Genomic DNA, 22,115 nt, shown 5'->3' on the forward strand with positions numbered 1-22,115 from the left:
GCGGGCTCCGGCGTCCTACTCCACCGCCATCTCGCCCAGCTCCGACCAGCCCTCCTGGTCGAGCATCGTGTTCACGATGCGCGGCGTGCGGGCCAGGTAGCGGGGCAGCTTCTCCTGCGCGGCGCGAAAGTGCGCGGAGTTGACGTGGGCGCCGCCCGCCTCCTCGTCGCGGAACGCCTCGACCAGCACGTACTCCGTGGAGTCGTCGACGCTGCGGGACCAGTCGAACCAGAGGCAGCCGGGTTCCGCCCGGGTGGCCCGGGTGAAGTCGCCGACGATCTCCGGCCACTGGTCCGCGTGTTCGGGGAGTACCTGGAACTTCGCCGTGATGAAGATCATGAGTTCGCTTTCTGTGAGGGCGGGACCGGAGTGGATCTCCCCGGTCACGGTACGAGGGCGGCGCGGCCGCGGACCCGGCCGGCGTCCAGGTCGGCGAGCGCGTCCCGGAAGCGGTCGAGCGGGTACGTCGCCGTTCGCAGGCGTACCCGGCCCTCGGCCGCGAGCACCATCAGCTCGCACAGGCCGAGGCAGCCGCCGACGAGGTTACCGATGAAGTTGATCTCCGACGCTCCGACGACGTTGCCCGGTACGGAATCGACGTACCGGGCATACCACACCGCTCCTGAGCACGCGCACGCGCACGCGTCGCCGGACCGGACCGGGCCGGGGATCAGGCGTCCGCCCGTGTCCGTCCCCGGACCACCAGCCGCTTGACCAGCGGCCAGGCCAGCAGCAGCACGATCACCGCATACACCGTCACCGAGAACGGCGTGTTGACCAGGCCCGTCACGCTGCCGTCGCTGATCTGAAGGGCGCGGCGCAGCTGCTGCTCGGCGTTCGGGCCGAGGATGACACCGATCACGGCGGGCAGGACGGGCAGCCCGTAGCGCCGCATACCGAACCCGATCAGACCGATGACCAGCAGGATCACCAGGTCGACCACCTCGCCGCCGACCGCGTACGCACCGACCGCAGCGAAGAACATGATCCCCGCGTAGAGGTACGGCCGCGGGATGCGCAGCAGCTTGGCCCAGACCGGCGCCAGCGGCAGGTTCAGGGCGAGCAGCAGCACCATGCCGACGAACAGCGAGGCGATCAGACCCCACACCAGCTCGGGTTCGCGCTCGAAGAGCAGCGGACCCGGCTGGATGCCGTACTGCTGGAAGGCGGCCAGCATGACCGCGGCGACCGCCGTCGTCGGCAGACCGAGCGTCAGCATGGACACCAGCGTGCCGGCGGCCGAGGCCGACGCCGCCGACTCCGGACCGGCCACGCCCTCGATGGCGCCCTTGCCCCACTCGTCCTTGTGCTTGGACAGCCGCTTCTCCGTCACGTACGACAGGAAGGTGGGGATCTCCGCGCCGCCCGCCGGGATCGCGCCGAACGGGAAGCCGATGAACGGGCCGCGCAGCCAGGACTTCCAGGTCCGCCTCACATCGGCGCGGCCGAGCCAGGGACGGCCCACCGGGATCGGCTCGGCCGCCCCGCGCCGCAGATGGGCCGCCACCCACAGCGCCTCGCCGATGGCGAACAGACCGACCGCCACGATCACCACGTCCACGCCGTCGGCGAGTTGCAGCGAACCGAAGGTCAGCCGTTGCTGGCCGGTCATCTGGTCCAGGCCCACCAGGCCGATCGTCAGACCGATCAGCAGCGAGGCCAGACCCCTGATCCGCGACGAACCCAGCACCGACGTCACGGCGATGAAGGCCAGCACCATGATGGCGAAGTAGTCCGGGGCACCGATGTCCACGGCCAGGTCGGCGACCGTCGGGGCGAGGGCCACGAGCAGGATCGTGCCGATCATGCCGCCCGCGAAGTGGCCGATGGCGGCGGCGGCCAGCGCCTGCGCGCCACGCCCCGCCTTCGCCATGGGGTTGCCCTCCATGGCCGCGACCACGGCGGCACTCTCGCCGGGGGTGTTGAGCAGGATGGAGGTGGTCGAACCGCCGAACATCGCGCCGTAGTAGATGCCCGCGAACATGATGAACGCCGCGACCGGATCCAGCCCGTACGTCACCGGCAGCAGCAGTGCCACCGCCATCGCCGGGCCGATGCCGGGCAGCACGCCGATGGCCGTGCCGAGCAGCACGCCGAGGGCGGCCCACAGCAGGTTGAGCGGGGTCAGGGCCGTGCCGAACCCGTCCATGAGGGAGTTGAGGGCGTTCATGTCAGAGCACTCCCATCAGCGGACCGCCGGGCAGCGGCACGCCGAGCAGCTTGTCGAAGACGACGTAGGTGATCAGGGCCAGCACCGCGGCGATCAGCGGATCGCGGTCCACGCGGCGGCTGCCGAGCGCGAAGGCGGCGCCCCAGAAGAGCAGCGCACCCGCCACGGGGAAGCCGGCCGGCTCGATCAGGGCGGCGGCGCCGAGGAAGATCCCGGACAGCAGCAGCACCGTGCGCCAGTCGGCCGGTTCGGACAGGTCGACGTCCTCGCCGCCCTCGGCCTCGCCCCGGCCGCCGCGCAGCACGTCGACGGCGAGCAGCGCGGCGATCACCAGCAGGCCGATGCCGACCACGACCGGCACGGTCTTGGGGCCGACCGGGCCGCGCTGGGTGATGTCGACGTCCATGGTGAGCGCGTCGGTCAGGACGAGCACGCCGAGCGCCAGCAGCAGGACGCAGACACCCAGTTCGGAGTGCTCGCGCAGCCACGAGCGCCGGCCGGAGGCCGCTTCCTCGCGGTCCCCGGGGAGTTCGGTCGGCGTGGTCACAGTCCCAGCTCCTTCAGCACCGACACCACACGCTGGTCCTGGGCGTCCAGGAAGTCGCCGAACTCGTCGCCGGTCAGGAACGCGTCGTCCCAGCCGTTCTGGTCCATGGACTTCTTCCACTCGGGCGAGTCGTGCAGTTCCTCGAACAGGCGGATCAGCTTGTCGCGCTGCGCCTCGGACAGTCCGGGCGGGGCGACGATGCCGCGCCAGTTGGTGAAGTCCACGTCGTAGCCGGACTCCTTGAGGGTGGGCGCGTCCTCGAGGTCGTCCACCCGCTCGGGCCCGGTCACCGCGAGCACCCGCAGCTCGCCCGCCTTGATCTGGTCCAGGTACTCGCCGACGCCGGAGACCCCGAAGCCGACCTTGTTGCCGAGGATGGAGGCGAGCAGCTCGCCGCCGCCGTCGAAGGGGATGTAGTTCACCGACTTCGGCTGGATCCCGGCGGCCTGCGCCATCAGCATCGGCGCGAGGTGGTCGGGCCCGCCCGGCGACGAACCACCGCCCACCGGGATCTTCCCGGGGTCCTCCTTCCAGGCGTCGATCAGCTCGTCGATCGTCTTGTACGGCGAGTCCTTGGCGACCACGACGACGTCCTGCTCCTCGGTGAGCCGTGCGATCGGCGTGGCGTCGGCGAGGGTCTTGGGCGCGTGGTTGGAGCGGACGGCGCCCACGACACCGAGGCCCATGGACATGGCGAGCTTGCCGTTGCCGTGCTCACTCACCAGCCGGCTCAGGCCCACGGTGCCGCCCGCGCCGGGCAGGTTGAACACCTCGATGTTGTGCGTGAGTCCGGCGTCCTCGGCGTTCTTCGCGGCCGTGCGGGCGGTGATGTCGTATCCGCCGCCGGGCGTGTTGGGAACCATGAAGCGCAGGCCCGGGATCCGGGTGCCGGAATCGGAGTCGTCGCCCGAGGAGAGCAACGGCGGTCCGGCCAGCACGAGCACGGCGGCCCCGAGCAGGGCAAGGGGGGTGCGCAGGCGCACGTATGACACCACCTGTCGGTTGGGTAGAGCGGTAGGGGAGCCCTGTGGGGGAGGGTGACGTGGGCCACATGGTGCCCGCGCGTCTGCCTCGTGTCTTCCTTGCGCAACCAAGGGAGGTTGTGTTCATTGCGGTCGCCGGAACCGCGCGGCCGATCCATGTCGCCAGAAACCGCGTGACCGATGCGGGGTGTCACATCGCCGTCCGATCGCCGGTTCATTGCGAAGCAGGCACATCCCTTTCCCTCGCCGCAGGTGGGCGCCATGATGGCGATCCGGCACACCCACCGGTCCCCCTGCCGGTCACCACATCCCCGCCCCGTCCCAGCCCCCTCCGTGAGCCGAAAACGAGTCCGCCGTGGCCCCCACCTTCCGCCGTCAGACCCTCGCGGGCGAGATGCTGGTCCTGCAACTCGCCATCGTCGTGGTCGTCCTGCTCGCGGTGGCCGCCGTCTCGCTCGCCCAGTCCAAGGCCACCTTCAACCGCGTCGAGGGCCGCCGGGTCACCGCCCTGGCCGAGCAGCTGGCCGCCACGCCGCTGGTGCGCAGCCAGTTGCTGCGCCCGGTGCCGCAGGAGGCCCTCGCCCCGCTGGTCAACTCCACGCAGACCCAGTCCGGGGTCACCTCCGTCACGGTCGCCGACGCCGGCGGCCGCGTCGTCAGCTCCACCGACCCCACGCTGATCGGCGCCCGGCTGCCGCGCGGGAAGGGTGCCGGTGTCACGAGCGGCTGGTCGGGGCCGCTGACCGTGCAGGGCAGCCGGGAGCTGGTCGCCCAGGTCCCGGTGCTCGGTGCCACCCGGCAGACCCTCGGCCGCCACCTCGGCACGGTGATGGTCGGCGAGGCCGACCCGACGGTGTGGCAGCGGCTCGGCGGAGCCTCCTCCTACCTGCTCGCCTACCTCGGCATCGCCAGCGGCCTCGGCGTGGCCGGCTCCTGGCTGCTGGCCCGGCGCGTCAAGCGGCAGACCCTCGGCCTGGAGCCGCGCGAGATCGCCGGCCTCGCCGAACACCGCGAGGCCATGCTGTACGGCATCGCCGAGGGCGTCGTCGCCCTCGATCCGCAGCACCGGCTCACCCTGGTCAACGAGATGGGCCGGCGCCTGCTCGACCTGCCCGCCGACTGCGTGGGCCAGAGCCTGGACGGTCTCGGCATCGACGGACGGCTGCGCGACGTCCTCGCCGGCGTGACCTCGCAGACGGCCGATCCGCGCGACGAGGTCGTCGTCCGCAACGGCCGGGTCCTGGTCATGAACCGCATGACCGTCACCAAGGACGGCCGCCCGCTCGGCTCGGTCACCACGCTGCGCGACCGCACGGAACTGGCCCGTCTGGAGCGGGAGATCGGCTCCTTCCGCTCCACCTCCGAGCTGCTGCGCGCCCAGGCCCACGAGTTCGCCAACCAGCTCCACACCATCTCCGGGCTCATCCAGATCGGTGAGCAGGACGAGGTGGTGCGCTACATCCGCGGCCTCAACCAGCGCCGCCAGTCCCTGGACGTCACCCTCAGCCGCCGGGTCCGGGACACCGCGGTGGCCGCGCTGATCACCGCGAAGACCTCCCTCGCGGCCGAGCGCCGGGTGGTCCTGCGCGTCTCGGACCGTACGGCCCTGGACCGGCTGGAGCCGGCGGACGCCGCCGACGTCGCGACCGTGGTCGGCAACCTCGTCGACAACGCCGTGGACGCCGCCGCCACCCTGGACGACGCGCACGAGGCCTGGGTCGAGGTCGAGCTGCGGCAGGACGCCGCCAGCGTCGAGATCGTGGTCCGCGACTCCGGGCCCGGCGTGGCGCCCGAACTGGCCCGGGAGGTCTTCTCCCACGGCTTCACCACCAAGGCCGCCCGGCAGGGCGAGCGCGGCATCGGCCTGGCGCTGACCCGGCTGGTCTGCGAACGTCACGGCGGTGAGATCTCGGTGACCAACACCCCCGAGGGGGCCATGTTCACCGCACGCATGACCGTCAGCCACCTCACCGACGCGGTGGCGGAAGGAGCAGCACCATGACGGCTACGAGCGGCACGTCCGACGCGACCGCGACCGCCGCGCCCGGCGAGCCGCCCCGCGCGGCCGCCCCGATCGGCGTGCTCGTGGTAGACGACGACTTCATGGTGGCCCGCGTCCACCGCGCGTTCGTCGAACGGGTCGAGCCCTTCCGGGTCGTCGGGGCCGCCGGCACCGGGGAGCAGGCGCTGACCGCCGTCGGGGAACTGCGACCCGACCTGGTCCTGCTCGACCTGTACCTGCCGGACGTCTTCGGCCTCGACGTCATCCCGCGGCTGCGCGCCGCGGGCCACGACTGCGACGTCATGGTCATCAGCGCGGCCCGGGAGGCGGACGCGGTGCGCGGGGCGGTGCGGCACGGCGTGGTCGACTACCTCCTCAAACCCTTCGAGTTCGAGGACCTGCGGGTGCGCCTTGAGCGCTACGCCGCCCAGCGGGGCCGGCTGCTCGGCACGGTGGTGCGCAGCCAGGCCGACGTCGACCGCGTACTGGCCGGGGCCGCGGCACAGGCCGCACCGGCACCCCCGCTGCCCAAGGGAATGAGTGTGGAGACCGCCGGACTGGTGGAGCGCACCCTGCGCGAGGCCGACGGCACCCTGTCCGCCAGCGAGTGCGCGGCGCTGACCGGCATCTCCCGGGTCAGCGCGCGCCGCTACCTGGAGTACTTCCACACCGTGGGCGGCGCGGACGTCTCCCTGCGCTACGGCGTGGCGGGGCGCCCGGAGCGCCGCTACCGCTTCCGGGGCGCGGTCACCGGCCCGGCGCTCCGGCCCGCAGCCCGGCCATGACGAGGTCCAGGAACCGGGTGACCCGCGGCTGCCAGTTCTCGCCGGGATCGATCAGCCACAGTCCGCCGAGGACGAGGAAGAAGTCGTCCCCGGTCACTCCGGGCCGGATCGTGCCGGCCTCGTGGTTGGCACGGAGCAGGAGTTCGGCCGCGTCCTCCAGCGGGGTGGGGCGCGGTTTCTCCGGCGCCCCGGGCGCGCTGGTGACCAGCCGGATCGCGTCCGCCAGACCCGCCTTGGTCATGGCGAACTCGGCGAGGCGGTCCATCCACTGGCGCAGTGCCCGGTCGGGTTCCCCGGCGGCCAGCATTTCGGGCGCGGCCTCGGCCACCTGCTGCATCCCGTAGCGGTAGATCTCCAGGACGAGCGCCTCGCGGCTCGGGAAGTTGCGGTAGAAGGTGCCCTGCCCGACCCCCGCCTTCTTGGCGATGGCGCTCAACGGGGCGTTCGCGCAGTGCGTCAGCTCCTCCGTGGCCACGGCCAGGATGCGCTCGCGGTTGCGCTGGGCGTCCGAGCGCAGGGGAGTGTCCGGCTTGGCCTTCCTCGACTGCGGCACTCGTCCTCCTTCCGGGTTCGTGGCCGAATCCCGACCTTGCTAAGCGGACAACTGTCCGTTACGTTTTCCAGTGAATGGACAGTTGTCCGGTTGTCCGCCCAGTCTACCGGCGGACAGCGGTACCCCCCACCCATGCACTCACCGCCTACAGCCAGTTTTCCCGGTCCCAGACACCAAAGAAGGCTGATCATGGCCCCAGCGCCCTCGTCGACGTCCAGCGCCGTCACCCTGAACATCAACGGCGAGAAGCACCAGCTGACCGTCGACCACCGCACTACCCTGCTCGACGCCCTGCGCGAGCGCCTCGACCTCACCGGTACCAAGAAGGGCTGCGACCAGGGGCAGTGCGGCGCCTGTACCGTCCTGGTCGACGGACGCCGCGCCGTCTCCTGTCTGAACCTCGCCGTCGCCGCCGAGGGACGCGAGATCACCACCATCGAGGGAATGGCCGAGGGCGACCGGCTGCACCCGGTCCAGCAGGCCTTCCTCGACCTCGACGGCTACCAGTGCGGCTACTGCACCCCCGGCCAGATCTGCTCGGCGATCGCGGTCATCGAGGAGCACGCGGCCGGCTGGCCCAGCGCCGCCACCGAGGACGTACGCCCCGAGGCCGGACCACCACCCCTGACGCCGGACGAGATCCGCGAACGGATGAGCGGCAACCTGTGCCGCTGCGGCGCCTACGTCTCCATCGTGCAGGCGGTCACCCGTGCCGCCGAGGCTCACGAGGCCGAGGCCCACGACGGCGACCGTGCCGGCCGGCACGAGACCACCGAGGAGACGGCCGCATGAGGGAGTTCGGATACCAGCGCGCCGAGGACGTCTCCGGCGCCGTGGCCCTGCTCGCCGCCGACCCGGACGCCCGCTTCCTCGGCGGCGGGACCAACCTCGTCGACCTGATGAAGACCGGCGTCGAGCGTCCCGCCCGGCTCGTCGACGTCCGCGAACTGCCCCTGGACGGCATCGAGGTGACCGCGGACGGCGGCCTGCACATCGGCGCCACCGTCACCAACAGCGACCTCGCCGCCCACCCCGAGGTGCGCCGCCGCTACCCGGCCCTGGCACAGGCGGTCCTGGCCGGCGCCTCCGGCCAGCTGCGCAACATGGCCACCGTCGGCGGCAACCTCCTCCAGCGCACCCGCTGCGGCTACTTCACCGACCTGAGCAAGCCGTGCAACAAGCGTGCCCCCGGCAGCGGTTGCTCCGCGATCACCGGCGAGCACCACAACCACGCCGTCCTGGGCGCCTCCGACCACTGCGTGGCCGTGCACCCCTCCGACATGGGTGTGGCCCTCACCGCCTTCGACGCCGTCGTCGGCTACGAAACCCTCGACGGGCCGGGTGAGTTGCCGCTGGCCGACTTCTACCTCCCCGTCGGGGACACCCCGCACCGGGAGACCGTCCTGCCGCCCGGCGCGCTGATCACCGGCGTCACCCTGCCGCCCGCCCCGGTCGCCGCCCGCTCCCGCTACCGCAAGGTGCGCGAGCGCGCCTCGTACGCCTTCGCGATCGGCTCGGTCGCCGCCGCGCTCGACATCGAGGACGGCGTCGTGCGCGAGGCCCGGCTGGCCCTCGGCGCGGTCGCCTCGCGGCCCTGGCGGGCCCGCGCGGCCGAGTCCGTGCTGACCGGCGCACCGGCCGACGGCGACACCTTCGCCGCCGCCGCGGACCTCGAACTCGCGGCCGCCAGGCCGCTGCCCGACAACGGATACAAGGTGACCCTCATGCGCAACCTCGTGGTGGCCGTCCTGACCGAACTCGCCGAGGAGACCGCCCGATGACCACCGCCACGACCGGTCGTACGGCGATCAGGGGCGTCGTCGGCACCCCGCACACCCGCGTCGAGGGCCGTGACAAGGTGACCGGGGCGGCCCGCTACGCGGGCGAGATCCCCTTCGCCGACCTCGCCCACGGCTGGCTGGTGCTGTCCACCGTCGCCCGCGGCCGCGTCCGCGCGATCGACACCGAGCCGGTCCTGGCCATGCCCGGCGTACTGGCCGTCCTGCACCACGGCAACGCCCCGCGCGTCGACACCGACTACATCGGCCTGCTGGGCATGGCGCCGGACCCCACCGCCGCGGTCTTCCAGCAGGACCGGGTGCACCACGTGGGCTGGCCGGTCGCCCTCGTCGTCGCCGAGACACCCGAGCAGGCCCGGGAGGCCGCCGAGGCCCTCGTCGTCGCCTACGACGAGGAGCCGCACGACACCGCCCTCACCACCGGCCACCCGGACGCCCACCCGGCCGGCGGGGTCATGCCCGGCGAGACCGCCAAGGGCGACCTCGCGGCCGGCCTCGCCGCCTCCGCCGTCGTGGTCGACGAGGAGTACACGACCCCTGAAGAGCACCACAGCATGATGGAGCCGCACGCCGCCACCGCCCGGTGGGACGGCGGCCGCCTGGAGGTCGTCGACTCCAACCAGGGCACCACCTGGATCCAGAGCGAACTGGCGAGCATGTTCTCCCTCGACGCCTCCGCGGTGCGGGTGCGTTCCGAGCACATCGGCGGCGGCTTCGGCAGCAAGGGACTGCGCGCCCACCAGGTCGCCGCCGTGATGGCCGCGACCGAGTTGCAGCGTCCGGTGCGCGTGGTCATGACGAGGCGGCAGATGTTCTCGCTGGCCGGCTACCGCAGCCCCACCCTCCAGCGTGTGCGGCTCGGCGCCGACGCCGACGGCCGGCTGCGCGCCCTGGAGCACCGCTCGCTGAACCAGACGTCCACCGTCTACGAGTTCGTCGAGCCCAGCGCGGGCGTGGCCCGGGTGATGTACGACGCCGACGCCCACCACACGGCCAACGAGGTCGTCCCGCTCGACGTGCCGTCGCCGACCTTCATGCGCGCGCCGGGCGAGGCGCCGGGGTCCTTCGCCGTCGAGTCGGCCCTCGACGAACTCGCCGAGCGCTGCGGCGTCGACCCGATCGAACTGCGCCTGCGCAACGAACCCGAGGTCGGCCCGGTCTCCGGGCTGCCCTTCAGCAGCCGCAACCTGGACGCCTGCTTCCGCGAAGGGGCCCGGCGGTTCGGCTGGGCCGAGCGCGACCCGCGCCCCGGGCGGCGCCGGGAGGGGCGCTGGCTCCTCGGCACGGGCACGGCCGCCGCCTCCTTCCACGCGGGCGCCGGTCCCTCCACGGCCGTCGTCACCGCGCAGGCCGACGGCGGCTTCACCGTGCGGATCGCCGCCGCCGACATCGGCACCGGCGCCCGTACGGCGCTCACGCTCGTCGCCGCCGACGCCCTGGAGGTCGCGCCCGACCGGGTCCGGGTCCGGATCGGGGACAGCGACTTCGGCCCCGCGATGATCGCGGGCGGTTCGATGGGCACGCGTTCCTGGGCCTGGGCGATCCGGCTGGCGGCCCGTGAACTGCGGGAGCGGCTCGCCCTGGGCACGCCGATCCCGCCGGAGGGCATCACCGTACGGTCCGACACCACCGAGGCCCTCGGCGCCCTGGCCCAGAAGGAACGGCACTCCTTCGGCGCGCAGTTCGCCGAGGTCGCCGTGGACCCCGCCACCGGCGAGGTACGCGTGCGCCGCATGCTCGGCATCTTCGCGGCCGGCCGGATCGTCAACCCGCTCACCGCCCGCAACCAGCTCGTCGGCGGCATGGTCTGGGGCATCTCCATGGCCCTGCACGAGGAGGCGGTCCGGGACCGGACGAGCGGCGCCCTGTACGCCCCCGACCTCGCCGGGTACCACGTGGCCACCAACGCCGACGTGGGCGACATCCAGGCCGACTGGGTGGACGACCCCGACCCGGACGACCCGGTGGGCATCAAGGGCGTCGGCGAGATCGGCGTCGTGGGCGCCGCCGCGGCCGTCGCCAACGCCGTCTGGCACGCGACCGGCGTACGCCACCGCGACCTGCCGATCCGGCCGGACCGGATCCTGTCGGCGGGGGTGCCCGCGTCCGGGGGCGGCCCGCATGCTTGACATCGCCGACGAGCTGAACGGCTGGCTCGCCGAAGGACGGGAGTTCGCCGTCGCCAGTGTCGTCTCCGTCGGCGGCAGCGCACCGCGCGGACCGGGTGCGGCCCTCGCCGTCGACCGCGACGGCACGGTGATCGGCTCGGTCTCCGGCGGCGGCTGCGTGGAGGGCGCGGTGTACGAGCTGTGCGCCGAGGCCCTGGACAGCGGCGAGAGCGTGCGCCAGCGGTTCGGCTACAGCGACGACGACGCTTTCGCGGTCGGCCTGACCTGCGGTGGGGTCATCGACGTACTGGTGACGCCGGTCGGCGCGGACGCGCCGTCGCGGGAGGTGTTCCGGGCGGCGCTCTCGACCGCCGCCCGGAGCGGGACGGTGGCCCTCGCCCGGGTCGTCCGGGGCCCGTCCGAACTCCTGGGCCGGGCGCTGCTGGTCCGGCCCGACGGATCGTACGAGGGCGGTCTCGGCGGACACCCCGAGCTGGACCGCACCGCGGCCGCCGAGGCGGCCGCCCTGCTGGACGCCGGACGCACCGCCACGGTCGGACTCTCCCCGGACGGGTCGCACTGCCCCGGCGGGCTCACCCTGCTCGTCGAGTCCAGCGTGCCGCCGCCCCGCATGATCGTCTTCGGCGCGGTCGACTTCGCCGCCGCGCTGGTGCGGGCCGGGAAGTTCCTCGGGCATCACGTCACGGTGTGCGACGCCCGGCCGGTCTTCGCCACACGGGCCCGCTTCCCGGAGGCCGACGAGGTCGTCGTCGACTGGCCGCACCGCTATCTGCGGCAGACCCGGACCGACGGACGCACCGTGCTGTGCGTGCTCACCCACGACGCCAAGTTCGACGTGCCGCTGCTGACGGAGGCCCTGCGCAGACCGGTCGCGTTCGTCGGCGCGATGGGATCGCGCCGCACCCACGAGGACCGCCACCGCCGGCTGCGGGAGGCGGGCCTGACCGAGGACGAGCTGTCCGGGCTCCGCTCACCGATCGGCCTCGATCTCGGCGCCCGCACCCCGGAGGAGACGGCCCTGTCCATAGCGGCGGAGATCGTCGCGGCCCGCCGCGGCGGAACGGGCGTCCCCCTGACGGGCGGAGCCGAGCCGATCCACCGGGACCAGGCCCACCGCGCCGCGGTGGACCGGGACGTGGCGGAGACGGGGGCGGCCGCCTGAGGAGGAAGGCTCAGGGCAGCGTCGACTCGCCGGCCAGGCGGACCGCGCACTCCAGCATCATGGCGTGCACGAACGCCTGCGGGAGGTTGCCGCGGAGCTGGCGCTGGCGCACGTCGTACTCCTCGGCGAACAGCCCGGGCGGCCCGCAGGCCGCCCGGGTGCGCTCGAACCAGCGGAACGCGCCGACCCGGTCACCGACCCGGTGCGTGGCGAGCGCCATCGTGAAGCCGCACAGCAGAAACGCACCCTCGGCCTCGCCGAGCGGCACCCCGGCGTGTTCGAAGCGGTACAGGTACCCGTCCTCGGTCAGCCGGGACTCGACGTACGCGCGGGTGGCGGCGTCGCCGTCGCCGTCCCCGAACGCGCAGCCGCGGGCCATCGGCACCAGCAGCGCGGCCTCCGGCCCGTCGTCGTCCTCGGCCCGCCGCCAGCGGCCGTCGGCGCGCAGGCAGCGGCGCCGGGTCTCGCGCAGCACCGTGTCGGCGAGCTCGGCGCACCGGCGTCCCGCGGCCCCAGGCAGCACCTCGGCCATCCGCCGCAGACCGCACACCACGCTCAGCCGGGAGTGGGTCCACCACCGGTTCTCCAGCTCCCACAGACCGGCCTCCGGCTTCAGCCACTGCCGTTCGACGACGTCCACGGCGACGGCGGCGGCCCGTTCCGCCTCGTCGGTCAGCCGGTCGTGCGCGGCGGCCGCGGCGAACAACTGCAACGCCTCGCCGAAGGTGTCCAGCTGGAACTGGGCGCCCGCGTCGTTGCCCACGTGGTCGCTGCCACCGGGATAGCCGGGCAGCCGTAGGGAGCGTTCCTCCCCGACCGGCCGCCCGTCGACCGTGTAGGCGGGGCGCACGCCGTCGCCGTCCGCGAGCACCCGCTCGGCGACGAAGCGCACGGCGTCGTCGACCAAGGGGTGCGGCCCGTGCGCGGCGACCGCGAGACCGGCGTAGCACTGGTCGCGCAGCCATGCATAGCGGTAGTCGTAGTTGCGCCCGCTGTTGGCCCGTTCCGGCAGGGACGTGGTCGCGGCGGCGACCATCCCGCCGGAGACGCTGGTCAGTCCGCGCAGCACGGCGTAGGCGTGCCGGGCGTCGCGGGGCGCGACCAGCCGCGAGCAGTCCGGTACGGCCTGCCCCCACTCCCGCTCCGTGGCCCGCCACAGCGCCTCGGCGTCGAGCGGTTCGGTCTCCCGCCCCGCGGACAGCTCCAGCACGAGGTCGTGCGTCTCGCCCTCGCGCAGCCGGAACTCGCCGCACAGCCCGGCCCCGTCCCGCCACACCGCGTCCGGCGCCCCGGCCAGCCGCATCCGCAGGTCCTCCGACGCGGCCGTCCACACTCCCCGGTCCAGCCGGGGATCGCGCATCCGGACCGCCCCGAAGCCGGGCCGCGGGTCCAGATCCAGGCGCAGCCGTGCCTCGCCCCGCTCCACGCGCATGCGGCGCAGCAGTACGAGCCGGTCCGTGCGGGCGGGCAGGGCGAGGGCCTCCCGGCACTCGATCACGCAGTCGGCGGTCACCCACCGGCTGATCCGGATCAGCGTGCCCTCCTCGTAGGAGCCGCCCCAGACGTGCCAGGGGTCCGTCGGCTCCACGGTGAAGTGCCCGGCCCCGCCGATCAGGGCCGAGAACACCGCGTCGTCGTGCCACCGCGGGGCGCACAGCCACACGATCCGGCCCCGGGGGTCCAGGACCGCGCCCCGCTCGCCGTCGGCGAGGACGGCGTACTCGCGCAGTGCCCAGGGCGGGCTCGACGTGTCCGGTGCCGCCGCGCGCCGCTCGTCGCTGTCCTTCATGACGCTACGGCTATCCCGGCGCCGGTGACCGAAACGGTCCCCTCCTGGCCGTCCCTGCCGTCCCTGCCGTCCCGGCCGTCCCTGCTGTCCCGGCCGTCCCTGCTGTCCCGGCCGTCCCTGCTGTCCCGGCCGTCCCTGCTGTCCCGGCCGTCCCTGCTGTCCCGGCCGTCCCGGCCGTCCCTGCTGTCCCGGCCGTCCCGGGCGACCCCGCGGTCACGGACGGCACCGCGGCCCCGCCCGTCCCGTGCTCGCGCAGGGGGCCCACCGCCAGCCCCGCCCCGCGGCAGTCGCGCACGATGTCCGGCAGCGCGCCGAGGGCGGCCCGCCAGCTGCCCGGGGCGGAGGCGTAGTCGGTGTCGTGGAGGAGGACGGTGCCACCCCCGCGCAGGTCGGCCGCCACGGTCGCGCGTACCGAGGCGGGCGTGGCGTCGTACCGCCAGTCCTTGCCCCACGCGGTCCACAGCACGGGCCGCAGCCCGGACCGGCGGGCGGCCGCCCAGCGACCGGAGGTGAGGATGCCGTAGGGCGGCCGGTACCACTGCGGGACGGTCCCGGTCACCTCGCCCACCACCCGGACGGCGCGCAGCAACTCGCGCGCGTCCCGGGACGGCGACGGCCACCAGGGCCGGTCGTGCGACCAGCCGTGGACGGCGATCTCGTGTCCGCGCCGGACCAGCTCGCCGGTGAGCACGGGGTGGCGTGCGGCGTTCTCGCCCAGGACGAAGAAGGTGGCCCGCACACCGAGTCGGTCCAGTACGTCGAGGAACCGCGGCGTGGACGCCGGATCGGGGCCGTCGTCGAAGGTGAGCGCCACGTGGCCGGGGGAGCCGAGACCGGCCAGACCGGGAAACCGGCGGCGGCGCAGTTCGGGCAGCCAGGTCGCCGCCGGACCGATGTGGGCCAGTGCGACGGCGAGGACCGGAGCGGCGGCGTACGCCGTCCGCCCGGCCCGAGAACCTTGACGCATCCGTGGTACCTCCGGTCTCTTCACCTCGTTCCGTCCCCGGTCGGCCGGCCGGGTTTCCGCCCAGTCGTGCGTTCCGGTTCGCCGCCTCATCGCTCCACCGCTCGCCCGGGGCCGTCCCGTGCCGCCGGGGCGGTGTCCCAGGCGCCGTGCACCGACGGCGCACGCGCCAGCCCGACGCTGCCGAGGCCGATCAGCGCCACGCCGATCAGCTCGGGCAGCACCCGCACCCCGAGCAGGATCTCCTCGCCGAACAGGGCCCAGCCCAGGGCGACGCTGGTCAGCGCGTCGCCGAGGGTCAGGGCAGGCTGCGAGGCGGCCAGGGTCCCCGCCCGCAAGGCGCTCTGCAACAGCAGGAAGCTGGCCACGCCCACCACCCCCGTCGCGTACGGCGGCCACTGGGTCAGCACCTCGCCCACCCCCTGGGGGAGCCGCCCCGTCACTTCCTTGAGCAGCGCCGCCGTACCGCCGAACCCCACCGCGGACGCCGATCCGAACAGCGCGGCGCGGGGCGCGCCGTGCACCAGGCTGCCGACCGAGGCGAGGACCGTCATCAGGACGAACAGCGCCAGCCCCGCCCAGATCCACCGGCCCCCCGTAGCGGTGTCCTGACCGGCCGACGGGGAGGCGGAGCCCAGGAACAGCGCGAGCCCCACGGCCAGCGCGACGAAGGCCAGCCACGTCCGCGAGTCCGGCCGCCGGTGGAAGACCGCACTGCCGACCACCAGCGTGAACAGCAGTTCGGTGGCCATCAAGGGCTGGACGACGGCCAGACTGCCCACCGCCAGCGCGGCCGCCTGCAACACCGTCGTCAGCGCGAGCAGCGCCGCCCCGGCGACCCAGTACCGGTCCCGCACCAGCCGCAGCAGGGAGCGCAGCGCCGTGTGCCTGGCCCCCGCCCGGTCCTCGTCCTGCGCCGCGGCCCGGCGTTGCAGTACCGACGCCGCGGCGTTCGACAGCGCCGCGAACAGGGCGAGGACGACGGTGAGGACACTCACCGCGGCGCGCTCCCGGTCATCCGAACCGTGCGGCCAGCCGCCGGTACAGTCCCGGAGCCGCGCCCCGCACCCGGCACGGCAGACGCAGCCACGAGGGCACGTACACCTCGTCCCGGCCCCGGACCACCGCGGTCCGCACCGCGTCGGCCACGCGCTCGGGCGGCACCGGGCGCGGCCTGGACCGCCGGTAGGGAGCGCCCCGGCGCTCGAAGAACGGAGTGTCGACGACGCCCGGCACCACATGGGTGACCCCCACACCCGTGCCCCGCAACTCGTAGCGCAGCGAGTCCGCGAAGGCGCCGATCGCGGCCTTGGCGGCGGAGTACACGGCCTCGTCGCGCACCGCGACGGCGCCGGCCAGCGATCCGATGAGCACCACCCGGCCCGAGCCCGCCGCCACCATCCCCGGCAGCAGCAGCCGCACCAGCCGCAGCGTGGCCAGCACGTTGATGTCGAGCACCTCGTCGATGGTGTGCGGCGGCATGTCCAGGAAATCCCCGGCCCAGCCCACCCCGGCGCCGGCCACCAGCAGATCCACCGGGCCCGCCGTGGCCAGCGTGAAGTCGGTGAGCTGCCGGCCGGCGTCGGGGAGGGTGAGATCCGCGGCGAACGCGGTCGCCGACGTGTCGTCGGCGACCTGGCGCAGCCGCACCGGATCCCGTCCGGTGAGCACCAGCCGCCAGCCGTCCTCCTCGCCCAGCCGGCGGGCCACGGCCGCGCCGATACCGGAGGACGCCCCCGTCACGAGCGCCGTGCGGGTCCGAGGGTCCCGGATTCCGACGGGCCGCCGCCCGGGCCTCGCGTGGTCCGCGCCGGGTGCGACGACCTGCGGTCCGGGGAGGGACCGGGGACGGGAGAACGCATGGACCATGGGGACCACCTTGGCTCGGGGCGGGCACCGGGAAGCGGCCGACCGGGCGGTCGGGCTCCGGCGTCCGGCCGGACGGGCGGTCACGGAGTATCCCTCAGGAGACGCCCGAAACGCCCGCTTGCGGGTGGTTTGGAAGCTGCCGGACCGGCAACTTGGTCCGCCGTGCATCCTCGCAGCTCATCAGTGCCCCGCCGCCCCGGAGCCCCGCACGGTCCGCGGGGCGGCAGACGCCTGCTGCTGATCAGCGCAAGCATGGGCGCCGGTCACGACACGGTCGCCGCCGAACTGGTCCGGCGGGCCCGGGAGCGCGGCGACACCGCTCAGGTCGTCGACGTCCTCGCCCTCCTGCCGTACGGACTGGGCGCCGCCCTCAGGTCCTTCTACCGTGGGTCCGTACGGCACTTCCCGTGGGCCTACGCCGCCCTGTACCGCCTCTTCCTGCGGCCCGGCGAGGGCCGCCGCCCGAGCGGGACGCCGCTGGCCCGGCTGGCCGGGAGCAGACTGCGCGCGCTGGTGGAGCGTACCGGCGCCGACGTGGTCGTGCCCGTCTTCCACCTGGGCGCCCAGCTGACCGGCCACCTGCGCGAACGCGGGCTGCTCAGCGTGCCCAGCGTCGTCCTCGTGATCGACTTCGAGCTCCACCGGCAGTGGCTGCATCCCGGCAACGACCACTGTGTGTGTCTCACCGAGGAAGCGGCGCGCGAGGTGCGGGCACGTACCGGCACCCCCGCGTCGACGTGCGGTCCCGTCGTGGCCCCGGAGTTCTCGGCCGACGACGTTCCGGGGACGGCGGGGTGGCGGGAGACGTTCGACCGGCTCGGCCCGGGACGGCCCGCCGTGGTGCTGTCCGCGGGTGCCTGGGGCGTCGGCTCGCACCTGGACGCCACCGTCCGGCCTCTGGCGGACCACGGGTACCTGCCGGTGGTGCTCTGCGGCGACAACCGTCGGCTGCGCCGCACGCTGTCCGGCACACCGGGTGTCCTGGCCCTGGGCTGGGTGACGGACATGCCGGGCCTGTTGCGCGCGGCCCGTGCCCTGATCGACAACGCGGCCGGTCAGACCGCCGTACAGGCGCTCGCGGCCGGTCTGCCGGTCGTCGGCCACCGCCCCATACCCGGCCACGGCGCGGACGGCGTACGGCGCATGGCCGCGCTCGGTGTCTCCGAGGTCGCCGAGGACACGGGAGCGCTGCTGGACGCGCTGCGGCGGCTCACCGCACCGGGCCGGGACCGGCGACTGCGGATCGCCGCCGGACGCGCGCTGTCCACCGGGAACGCGGACGCCCTGACCCTGGTGACCGAAGCCGCCGACGCCGCGCGTGCGGGCATACGACGGTGAGGGCGCGGCGAGGCAGGGCGCTGCGCGGGAGGGCGCGGGCGCGGTGGGGGAGTGCCGAGGGCGCACGGCCGGGGTTGTCGCGGTCGTTTTCCCGGCCGGGCACAGGGCACCCGCCCCGGAGCGCGAACGGCACAAGGAGGCGACGCCGTGCGGCTCGACGAATTCCTCACCCGGGTCCGCGACCGCGGTGAGTTCCACGGCGACGACGAGGCCGAGCAGGTCACGACCGCCGTCCTGTGGGTGATCGCGTCCCGCATCCCCCCGGAGGAGGCCGCCGGACTGGCCCGCGAACTGCCCGCACCGCTGGACGACGCGCTGCGCTTGGAGCGCGGGCGTCCCGAGACCTTCGGCCGTGCGGAGTTCCTCCGGCGGGTGGCCCAGCAGACCGGCGCCCGGCCGCGCACCGCCGAATGGGACGCGGGCGCCGTGCTCTCCACCCTCGCCGAGGCGGTGCCCCGGGAACACGTCGACCGGCTGCTGGGCAGCCTGCCCGCCGACTGCGCCGACCTCTTCGGCGGCCCGGCATCCACCGGACCACCCGCCGAGAGACGCCCGGAGACGGGCCACCGAGACCGAGGAGACACCCATGACGGACCTTGAGCAGCGCTACGCCGGCGAGGAGGAGACGCAGACGCCCCTCGCCGGATACGCGGCGCTCGCCACGACCTTCGCGGCCACCGCGGGGGCGTTCGCGGTGACGGCGTGGCGCCGCGGCGTCCGGCTGCCCGACACCGTCCCCGCCTGGGACGTGGCCCTGCTGGGCACGGCGACGTTCAAGGCCTCCCGGTTGCTGACCAAGGACAAGGTCACCAGCTTCCTGCGGGCCCCGTTCACCCACCGCGAGCGGGAGGGCAACGCCAACGAGGTGATGGACGCCGGGCGCGGCACCGGTTTGCGCCGTGCCGTCGGCGACCTGATCTCCTGCCCGTTCTGCGCCTCGGCGTGGGTGGCCGGTGGACTCGTGGGCACCTACGCCGTGGCGCCCCGGGCGGGGCGGCTGGTGTGCGCGGGCCTGAGCGCGGTCGTGGTGTCGGACTGGTTGCAGTACGCCTGGAGCCTGACCGCGCAGAAGGCCGAGGAATGACCGGGTGGCCACCGGGCCGGGCGGCCGGTCAGTCGCGCTCGGCGCGCTCCGCCCGCTCGGCGTGCAGCTTCTTCACGCGGGCCGCCTCCTTGCGCACGTCGGCCTGGACCGCCTGCTCCCGCTCCAGCCACTCCGGACGCTCCTGCTTCAGCGCGTCGATCTGCTCCGTGGTGAGCGGCTCGGCGACCCCGCCCCGGTGCAGGCCCGCGATGGAGACGCCCAGCTTCGCCGCCACCACCGGCCGCGGGTGCGGACCGTCGCGCCGCAGCTCGCGCAGCCACGCGGGCGGGTCGGTCTGGAGCGCGTTCAACTCGGCGCGCGTGACGACGCCCTCCCGGAACTCGGCGGGTGTGGCTTCGAGGTACACACCCAGCTTCTTCGCCGCGGTCGCGGGCTTCATGGTCTGGGTGTTCTGGTGCGACGTCATGCGGTCAAGGGTATCGATCGTGTGAGTGGCTCCCGACCACGCCCGGTAACCTGGCCGGGTGACAGGCTCGGAAGCTCCCCCCTCGTTCCGGCTCGCGTACGTCCCGGGGGTGACGCCCGACAAATGGGCGCGCATCTGGAACGAGCGGCTGCCGGACGTCCCCCTCGCCCTGACCCAGGTTTCCGCCGCCGGGGCGGCCGGTGTGCTGCTGGACGGCGGCGCCGACGCCGGACTGGTGCGGCTGCCCGTCGACCGGACCCTGCTCAGCGCCATCCCTCTCTACACCGAGACCACGGTCGTGCTGATCCCCAAGGACCATCTCGTCACCGCGGCCGAGGAGGCGACCGTCGCGGACCTCGCCGACGAGATCGTGCTGCACCCCCTGGACGACGTCCTCGGCTGGGAACGGCTGCCGGGCAGGCCCGCCCTCGAGCGCCCGGCCACCACCGCGGACGCCGTGGAACTGGTGGCGGCCGGGATCGGCGTGCTGCTCGTGCCCCTGTCCCTGGCCCGGCTGCACCACCGCAAGGACCTCACGTACCGCACGGTCACCGACGCCCCCGCGTCGGGCGTGGCCCTGTCCTGGCCCGAGGACGCGCACACCGACCTCGTCGAGGACTTCATCGGCATCGTCCGGGGCCGGACCGTCAACAGCACCCGGGGCAGGCAGCCCGAACCGGCGCGTGCCAAAGAGGGCAAGCAGACCGCCCGCAAGCAGAGCGCCGGAAAGCAGACCGCCGGAAAGCAGCCCGGGGGCGCCCGGCGCGGCACCGGGGGCGGCCACCGGGGCGCGAGCGGCGGCGGCAAGGGCAAGGGCAGGAGCGGCGGCCGCGGCGGCAAACCGCGCCGGCACTGAACCCACCGCACTCCCGACTCACCGCCCCCGGCTCCCGCCCGACGCGTCAGCGGACCGTCGGACTCGGCGTCGGCGCGGAGGTGTTCACCTCGAGGCCGGGCGGCGAGGTGAGCGAGAGCACCGGCTCGCCGGGCTGCGGGGCCGGCGGAGTGAGCTGCACCTTCGGCAGGTTCGGTGGTGCGGTCTGCTGGAAGTTGACCTGGTCGAAGTTGACCAGCCCGGTCTTCTCCAGCACGGTGATGTGGTCCAGGACGGTGTCGTTGGCCTGGTCGGCGAGCTGCCGGACCAGCGAGTTCTTGGTGTTGGCGCGGATGTTGGCGATGGCCGGGAAGATCTGGCCATGGGTGATCCGCATGATGTTGACCGCGGTGGTGTCGAACTGCTTGCCCGTCGTCCCGTCCACGGTCGACACGAACTGCTGCTGCTGCGGTGAGGCCAGGTTGGGCAGGGTGATGCCCAGTTCCGGCGCGATCCTGCGACAGGTGGCGTCCAGCCGGGAGTGGCCCACGACCAGGTGCTCACCGGCTTCCCTCATCTCCGGCGTCGTCCCCCGCTCCATGGCCATCAGCCCCAGCGGATGCTCCCACAGCCCCGCGGCACGCACCTTCACCACGAAGTCCCGGTCCTGCTCGGTGAGCGGCCCGTACCGCGTGTTGGTGACGACCCGGGCCTGGTCACTGCCCGCGTTCTGCACCCCGAGCATGGTCGGGTAGGCGAGCGCGGTGAGGGTGAGGACCAGGGCACCGGCCACGAAGGCGGTCCCTGCCGTGGTGCGCGTGATGCGCATCGTGCCTCCTGGGGCGAAGACAGGCTCGGACACCAGGAGGTACGGATACGGAACGCGATCTGATCACCGCTGCGGGCAAAACCTGTGGCGCGAGGTGTGCCGCACCTCACCCGAGGTGAGGCCGGGGGCGCCGCACATCACCTGAAGTGAGACGTACCGCACATCACCTCAGGACGTACGCGCCGTCCGCACGAGCCAGTCGTACGCCGCCCGCGCGGTGAACTCCTCCTGGCCGCCGCGCACCAGCAGCCCCGCGGTGGCGAACTCCGGGTCGTCGGCCTGGGCCGCGACGTACGGGATCGCGATGCAGCGCATCCCGGCCGCGTGCGCGGCGGCCGCACCGGGGGCGGCGTCCTCCAGGACCACGCAGCGGGCCGGTTCCGCGCCCAGCCGGCGGGCCGCCTCCAGGAAGACGTCGGGGGCGGGCTTGCCCCGCGCCACCTCGTCGGCCGAGACGACGGTGCGCAGATGTGCGTCGAGGCCGGTGCGGGCGAGGATCGTTCCGATGGCCTCGAGCGACGAACCCGAGGCCACCGCCATCGGCACCCCCTCGCCCGCCAGCAGCTCGACGAACTTCCGCATCTCGGGGTACGCGCGGGCCGAGTCGCGGGCGAGCCCCAGATAGTGGCGGTTCTTGACGGCGAGCAGTTCCTCGACCGAGGCCCCCAGCCCGTACCGGCGCTGCCAGTCGGCGACCGTCTCCCGGGTGCTGATGCCCACGTACGCCTCGTGGTCGGCCCAGGTGAAGTCCGGGACGCCGTACTCGGCGAGGGTGCGCCGGCCCGCCTCGTAGTAGTTCGGCTCGCTGTCCACGAGTGTTCCGTCGAGATCGAAGACGACCGAGATGCCGCCAAGCGTGCTCAGGGTGCTC

Annotated in this window: 23 protein-coding genes; 10 read left to right on the top strand and 13 right to left on the bottom strand. The window is 73.9% G+C overall.

All coding sequences use genetic code 11. The annotated features are described in order from the left end of the window. Nucleotides 1-15: 15 nt before the first annotated feature. From B9W62_RS33775 to B9W62_RS33795, 5 genes are read right to left on the bottom strand one after another with little or no spacing between them, the layout of a single operon-like run. A complete protein-coding gene (locus tag B9W62_RS33775; protein WP_087810713.1) occupies nt 16-339 on the bottom strand; it encodes a putative quinol monooxygenase in 324 nt (107 codons plus the stop codon). A gap of 44 nt (nt 340-383) precedes the next feature. Beyond that, nucleotides 384-617 (bottom strand): MDR/zinc-dependent alcohol dehydrogenase-like family protein, encoded by a 234-nt coding sequence (locus tag B9W62_RS33780; RefSeq protein WP_256976672.1) that lies wholly within the window; start codon nt 615-617, stop codon nt 384-386. Nucleotides 618-670: 53 nt separating this feature from the next. Next, nucleotides 671-2,170 (bottom strand): tripartite tricarboxylate transporter permease, encoded by a 1,500-nt coding sequence (locus B9W62_RS33785; protein WP_087810714.1) that lies wholly within the window; start codon nt 2,168-2,170, stop codon nt 671-673. A 1-nt stretch (nt 2,171) separates the two neighbouring features. Beyond that, complete coding sequence (locus B9W62_RS33790; RefSeq protein ID WP_087810715.1) at nt 2,172-2,717, bottom strand: tripartite tricarboxylate transporter TctB family protein; 546 nt, start codon at nt 2,715-2,717, stop codon at nt 2,172-2,174. Continuing rightward, the gene (locus B9W62_RS33795; protein ID WP_179235800.1) at nt 2,714-3,700 is read right to left on the bottom strand and encodes a Bug family tripartite tricarboxylate transporter substrate binding protein; all 987 of its coding nucleotides are present in this window, start codon (nt 3,698-3,700) and stop codon (nt 2,714-2,716) included. The genes B9W62_RS33790 and B9W62_RS33795 overlap by 4 nt, the downstream gene beginning before the upstream one ends. Nucleotides 3,701-4,055: 355 nt before the next feature. Here B9W62_RS33795 and B9W62_RS33800 point away from each other — a divergent pair, with 355 nt between their 5' ends. Beyond that, on the top strand, nt 4,056-5,702 hold the full coding sequence (locus B9W62_RS33800; protein WP_087810717.1) for a sensor histidine kinase: 1,647 nt from the start codon (nt 4,056-4,058) through the stop codon (nt 5,700-5,702). Further along, nucleotides 5,699-6,487, top strand: a complete 789-nt coding sequence (locus B9W62_RS33805; RefSeq protein ID WP_087810718.1) for a response regulator — start codon at nt 5,699-5,701, stop codon at nt 6,485-6,487. Before B9W62_RS33800 ends, B9W62_RS33805 begins: the two co-directional genes overlap by 4 nt. On the opposite strand, the gene xdhR is transcribed toward B9W62_RS33805, so the two are convergent. Beyond that, nucleotides 6,450-7,040, bottom strand: a complete 591-nt coding sequence (xdhR, locus tag B9W62_RS33810; protein ID WP_087810719.1) for a purine salvage operon transcriptional regulator XdhR — start codon at nt 7,038-7,040, stop codon at nt 6,450-6,452. The two genes, B9W62_RS33805 and xdhR, sit on opposite strands and share 38 nt — an antisense overlap. A gap of 189 nt (nt 7,041-7,229) precedes the next feature. Here xdhR and B9W62_RS33815 point away from each other — a divergent pair, with 189 nt between their 5' ends. The 4 genes from B9W62_RS33815 to B9W62_RS33830 are packed head-to-tail and all read left to right on the top strand — an operon-like array spanning nt 7,230 to nt 12,130. Continuing rightward, nucleotides 7,230-7,832, top strand: coding sequence for a 2Fe-2S iron-sulfur cluster-binding protein (locus tag B9W62_RS33815; RefSeq protein WP_087810720.1), 603 nt, complete (start codon nt 7,230-7,232; stop codon nt 7,830-7,832). Then, complete coding sequence (locus B9W62_RS33820) at nt 7,829-8,821, top strand: FAD binding domain-containing protein (protein ID WP_087810721.1); 993 nt, start codon at nt 7,829-7,831, stop codon at nt 8,819-8,821. Before B9W62_RS33815 ends, B9W62_RS33820 begins: the two co-directional genes overlap by 4 nt. Further along, nucleotides 8,818-10,968 carry a xanthine dehydrogenase family protein molybdopterin-binding subunit gene (locus tag B9W62_RS33825; RefSeq protein ID WP_087810722.1) on the top strand — a complete coding sequence of 717 codons (2,151 nt, stop codon included), beginning with the start codon at nt 8,818-8,820 and terminating at the stop codon, nt 10,966-10,968. The genes B9W62_RS33820 and B9W62_RS33825 overlap by 4 nt, the downstream gene beginning before the upstream one ends. Next, nucleotides 10,961-12,130 (top strand): XdhC family protein, encoded by a 1,170-nt coding sequence (locus B9W62_RS33830; RefSeq protein WP_087810723.1) that lies wholly within the window; start codon nt 10,961-10,963, stop codon nt 12,128-12,130. The genes B9W62_RS33825 and B9W62_RS33830 overlap by 8 nt, the downstream gene beginning before the upstream one ends. A gap of 10 nt (nt 12,131-12,140) precedes the next feature. Here the strand turns inward: B9W62_RS33830 and B9W62_RS33835 are convergent, their stop codons facing one another. The 4 genes from B9W62_RS33835 to B9W62_RS33850 all read right to left on the bottom strand — a co-directional run bounded on the left by B9W62_RS33835 (nt 12,141) and on the right by B9W62_RS33850 (nt 16,752). Beyond that, entirely contained in the window at nt 12,141-13,919 is a 1,779-nt protein-coding gene (locus B9W62_RS33835) for a glycoside hydrolase family 15 protein (RefSeq protein WP_087810724.1), read from the bottom strand. Between the two features lie 10 nt (nt 13,920-13,929). Then, nucleotides 13,930-14,886 (bottom strand): polysaccharide deacetylase family protein, encoded by a 957-nt coding sequence (locus B9W62_RS33840; RefSeq protein WP_179235801.1) that lies wholly within the window; start codon nt 14,884-14,886, stop codon nt 13,930-13,932. Nucleotides 14,887-14,972: 86 nt separating this feature from the next. Then, a complete protein-coding gene (locus B9W62_RS33845; protein ID WP_087810726.1) occupies nt 14,973-15,881 on the bottom strand; it encodes a DMT family transporter in 909 nt (302 codons plus the stop codon). 16 nt (nt 15,882-15,897) lie between these two features. Then, complete coding sequence (locus B9W62_RS33850) at nt 15,898-16,752, bottom strand: SDR family NAD(P)-dependent oxidoreductase (protein WP_179235802.1); 855 nt, start codon at nt 16,750-16,752, stop codon at nt 15,898-15,900. 252 nt (nt 16,753-17,004) lie between these two features. On the opposite strand from B9W62_RS33850, the gene B9W62_RS33855 reads away from it, so the two are divergent. The 3 genes from B9W62_RS33855 (at nt 17,005) to B9W62_RS33865 (ending at nt 19,174) form a co-directional block, all read left to right on the top strand. Beyond that, nucleotides 17,005-18,090 (top strand): MGDG synthase family glycosyltransferase, encoded by a 1,086-nt coding sequence (locus B9W62_RS33855; RefSeq protein WP_179235803.1) that lies wholly within the window; start codon nt 17,005-17,007, stop codon nt 18,088-18,090. Nucleotides 18,091-18,237: 147 nt separating this feature from the next. Then, the gene (locus B9W62_RS33860) at nt 18,238-18,690 is read left to right on the top strand and encodes a DUF2267 domain-containing protein (protein ID WP_256976674.1); all 453 of its coding nucleotides are present in this window, start codon (nt 18,238-18,240) and stop codon (nt 18,688-18,690) included. Beyond that, on the top strand, nt 18,677-19,174 hold the full coding sequence (locus B9W62_RS33865) for a DUF1360 domain-containing protein (RefSeq protein WP_087810729.1): 498 nt from the start codon (nt 18,677-18,679) through the stop codon (nt 19,172-19,174). The genes B9W62_RS33860 and B9W62_RS33865 overlap by 14 nt, the downstream gene beginning before the upstream one ends. A gap of 28 nt (nt 19,175-19,202) precedes the next feature. On the opposite strand, the gene B9W62_RS33870 is transcribed toward B9W62_RS33865, so the two are convergent. Continuing rightward, nucleotides 19,203-19,601 carry a DUF5997 family protein gene (locus B9W62_RS33870; RefSeq protein ID WP_087810730.1) on the bottom strand — a complete coding sequence of 133 codons (399 nt, stop codon included), beginning with the start codon at nt 19,599-19,601 and terminating at the stop codon, nt 19,203-19,205. Between the two features lie 58 nt (nt 19,602-19,659). Here B9W62_RS33870 and B9W62_RS33875 point away from each other — a divergent pair, with 58 nt between their 5' ends. Beyond that, nucleotides 19,660-20,457, top strand: a complete 798-nt coding sequence (locus tag B9W62_RS33875; RefSeq protein ID WP_087810731.1) for a LysR substrate-binding domain-containing protein — start codon at nt 19,660-19,662, stop codon at nt 20,455-20,457. Between the two features lie 46 nt (nt 20,458-20,503). Here the strand turns inward: B9W62_RS33875 and B9W62_RS33880 are convergent, their stop codons facing one another. Together B9W62_RS33880 and B9W62_RS33885 are read right to left on the bottom strand one after the other, a co-directional pair. Then, nucleotides 20,504-21,244, bottom strand: coding sequence for a DUF4142 domain-containing protein (locus B9W62_RS33880; protein WP_087810732.1), 741 nt, complete (start codon nt 21,242-21,244; stop codon nt 20,504-20,506). 168 nt (nt 21,245-21,412) lie between these two features. Then, complete coding sequence (locus B9W62_RS33885; RefSeq protein ID WP_179236178.1) at nt 21,413-22,108, bottom strand: HAD family hydrolase; 696 nt, start codon at nt 22,106-22,108, stop codon at nt 21,413-21,415. Between the last annotated feature and the right edge of the window lie 7 nt (nt 22,109-22,115).

It is taken from the genome of Streptomyces sp. CS113 (assembly GCF_002188365.1).
GTDB classification, from domain to species: Bacteria; Actinomycetota; Actinomycetes; order Streptomycetales; family Streptomycetaceae; genus Streptomyces; species Streptomyces tendae.

Coding starts and splice junctions, on each gene's coding strand:
- B9W62_RS33775 (WP_087810713.1), bottom strand. CDS start 339: ATGATCTTCATCACGGCGAAGTTCCAGGTACTCCCCGAACACGCGGAC.
- B9W62_RS33785 (WP_087810714.1), bottom strand. CDS start 2,170: ATGAACGCCCTCAACTCCCTCATGGACGGGTTCGGCACGGCCCTGACC.
- B9W62_RS33805 (WP_087810718.1), top strand. CDS start 5,699: ATGACGGCTACGAGCGGCACGTCCGACGCGACCGCGACCGCCGCGCCC.
- B9W62_RS33815 (WP_087810720.1), top strand. CDS start 7,230: ATGGCCCCAGCGCCCTCGTCGACGTCCAGCGCCGTCACCCTGAACATC.
- B9W62_RS33820 (WP_087810721.1), top strand. CDS start 7,829: ATGAGGGAGTTCGGATACCAGCGCGCCGAGGACGTCTCCGGCGCCGTG.
- B9W62_RS33825 (WP_087810722.1), top strand. CDS start 8,818: ATGACCACCGCCACGACCGGTCGTACGGCGATCAGGGGCGTCGTCGGC.
- B9W62_RS33830 (WP_087810723.1), top strand. CDS start 10,961: ATGCTTGACATCGCCGACGAGCTGAACGGCTGGCTCGCCGAAGGACGG.
- B9W62_RS33835 (WP_087810724.1), bottom strand. CDS start 13,919: ATGAAGGACAGCGACGAGCGGCGCGCGGCGGCACCGGACACGTCGAGC.
- B9W62_RS33840 (WP_179235801.1), bottom strand. CDS start 14,886: ATGCGTCAAGGTTCTCGGGCCGGGCGGACGGCGTACGCCGCCGCTCCG.
- B9W62_RS33850 (WP_179235802.1), bottom strand. CDS start 16,752: ATGGTCCATGCGTTCTCCCGTCCCCGGTCCCTCCCCGGACCGCAGGTC.
- B9W62_RS33855 (WP_179235803.1), top strand. CDS start 17,005: ATGGGCGCCGGTCACGACACGGTCGCCGCCGAACTGGTCCGGCGGGCC.
- B9W62_RS33865 (WP_087810729.1), top strand. CDS start 18,677: ATGACGGACCTTGAGCAGCGCTACGCCGGCGAGGAGGAGACGCAGACG.
- B9W62_RS33870 (WP_087810730.1), bottom strand. CDS start 19,601: ATGACGTCGCACCAGAACACCCAGACCATGAAGCCCGCGACCGCGGCG.
- B9W62_RS33880 (WP_087810732.1), bottom strand. CDS start 21,244: ATGCGCATCACGCGCACCACGGCAGGGACCGCCTTCGTGGCCGGTGCC.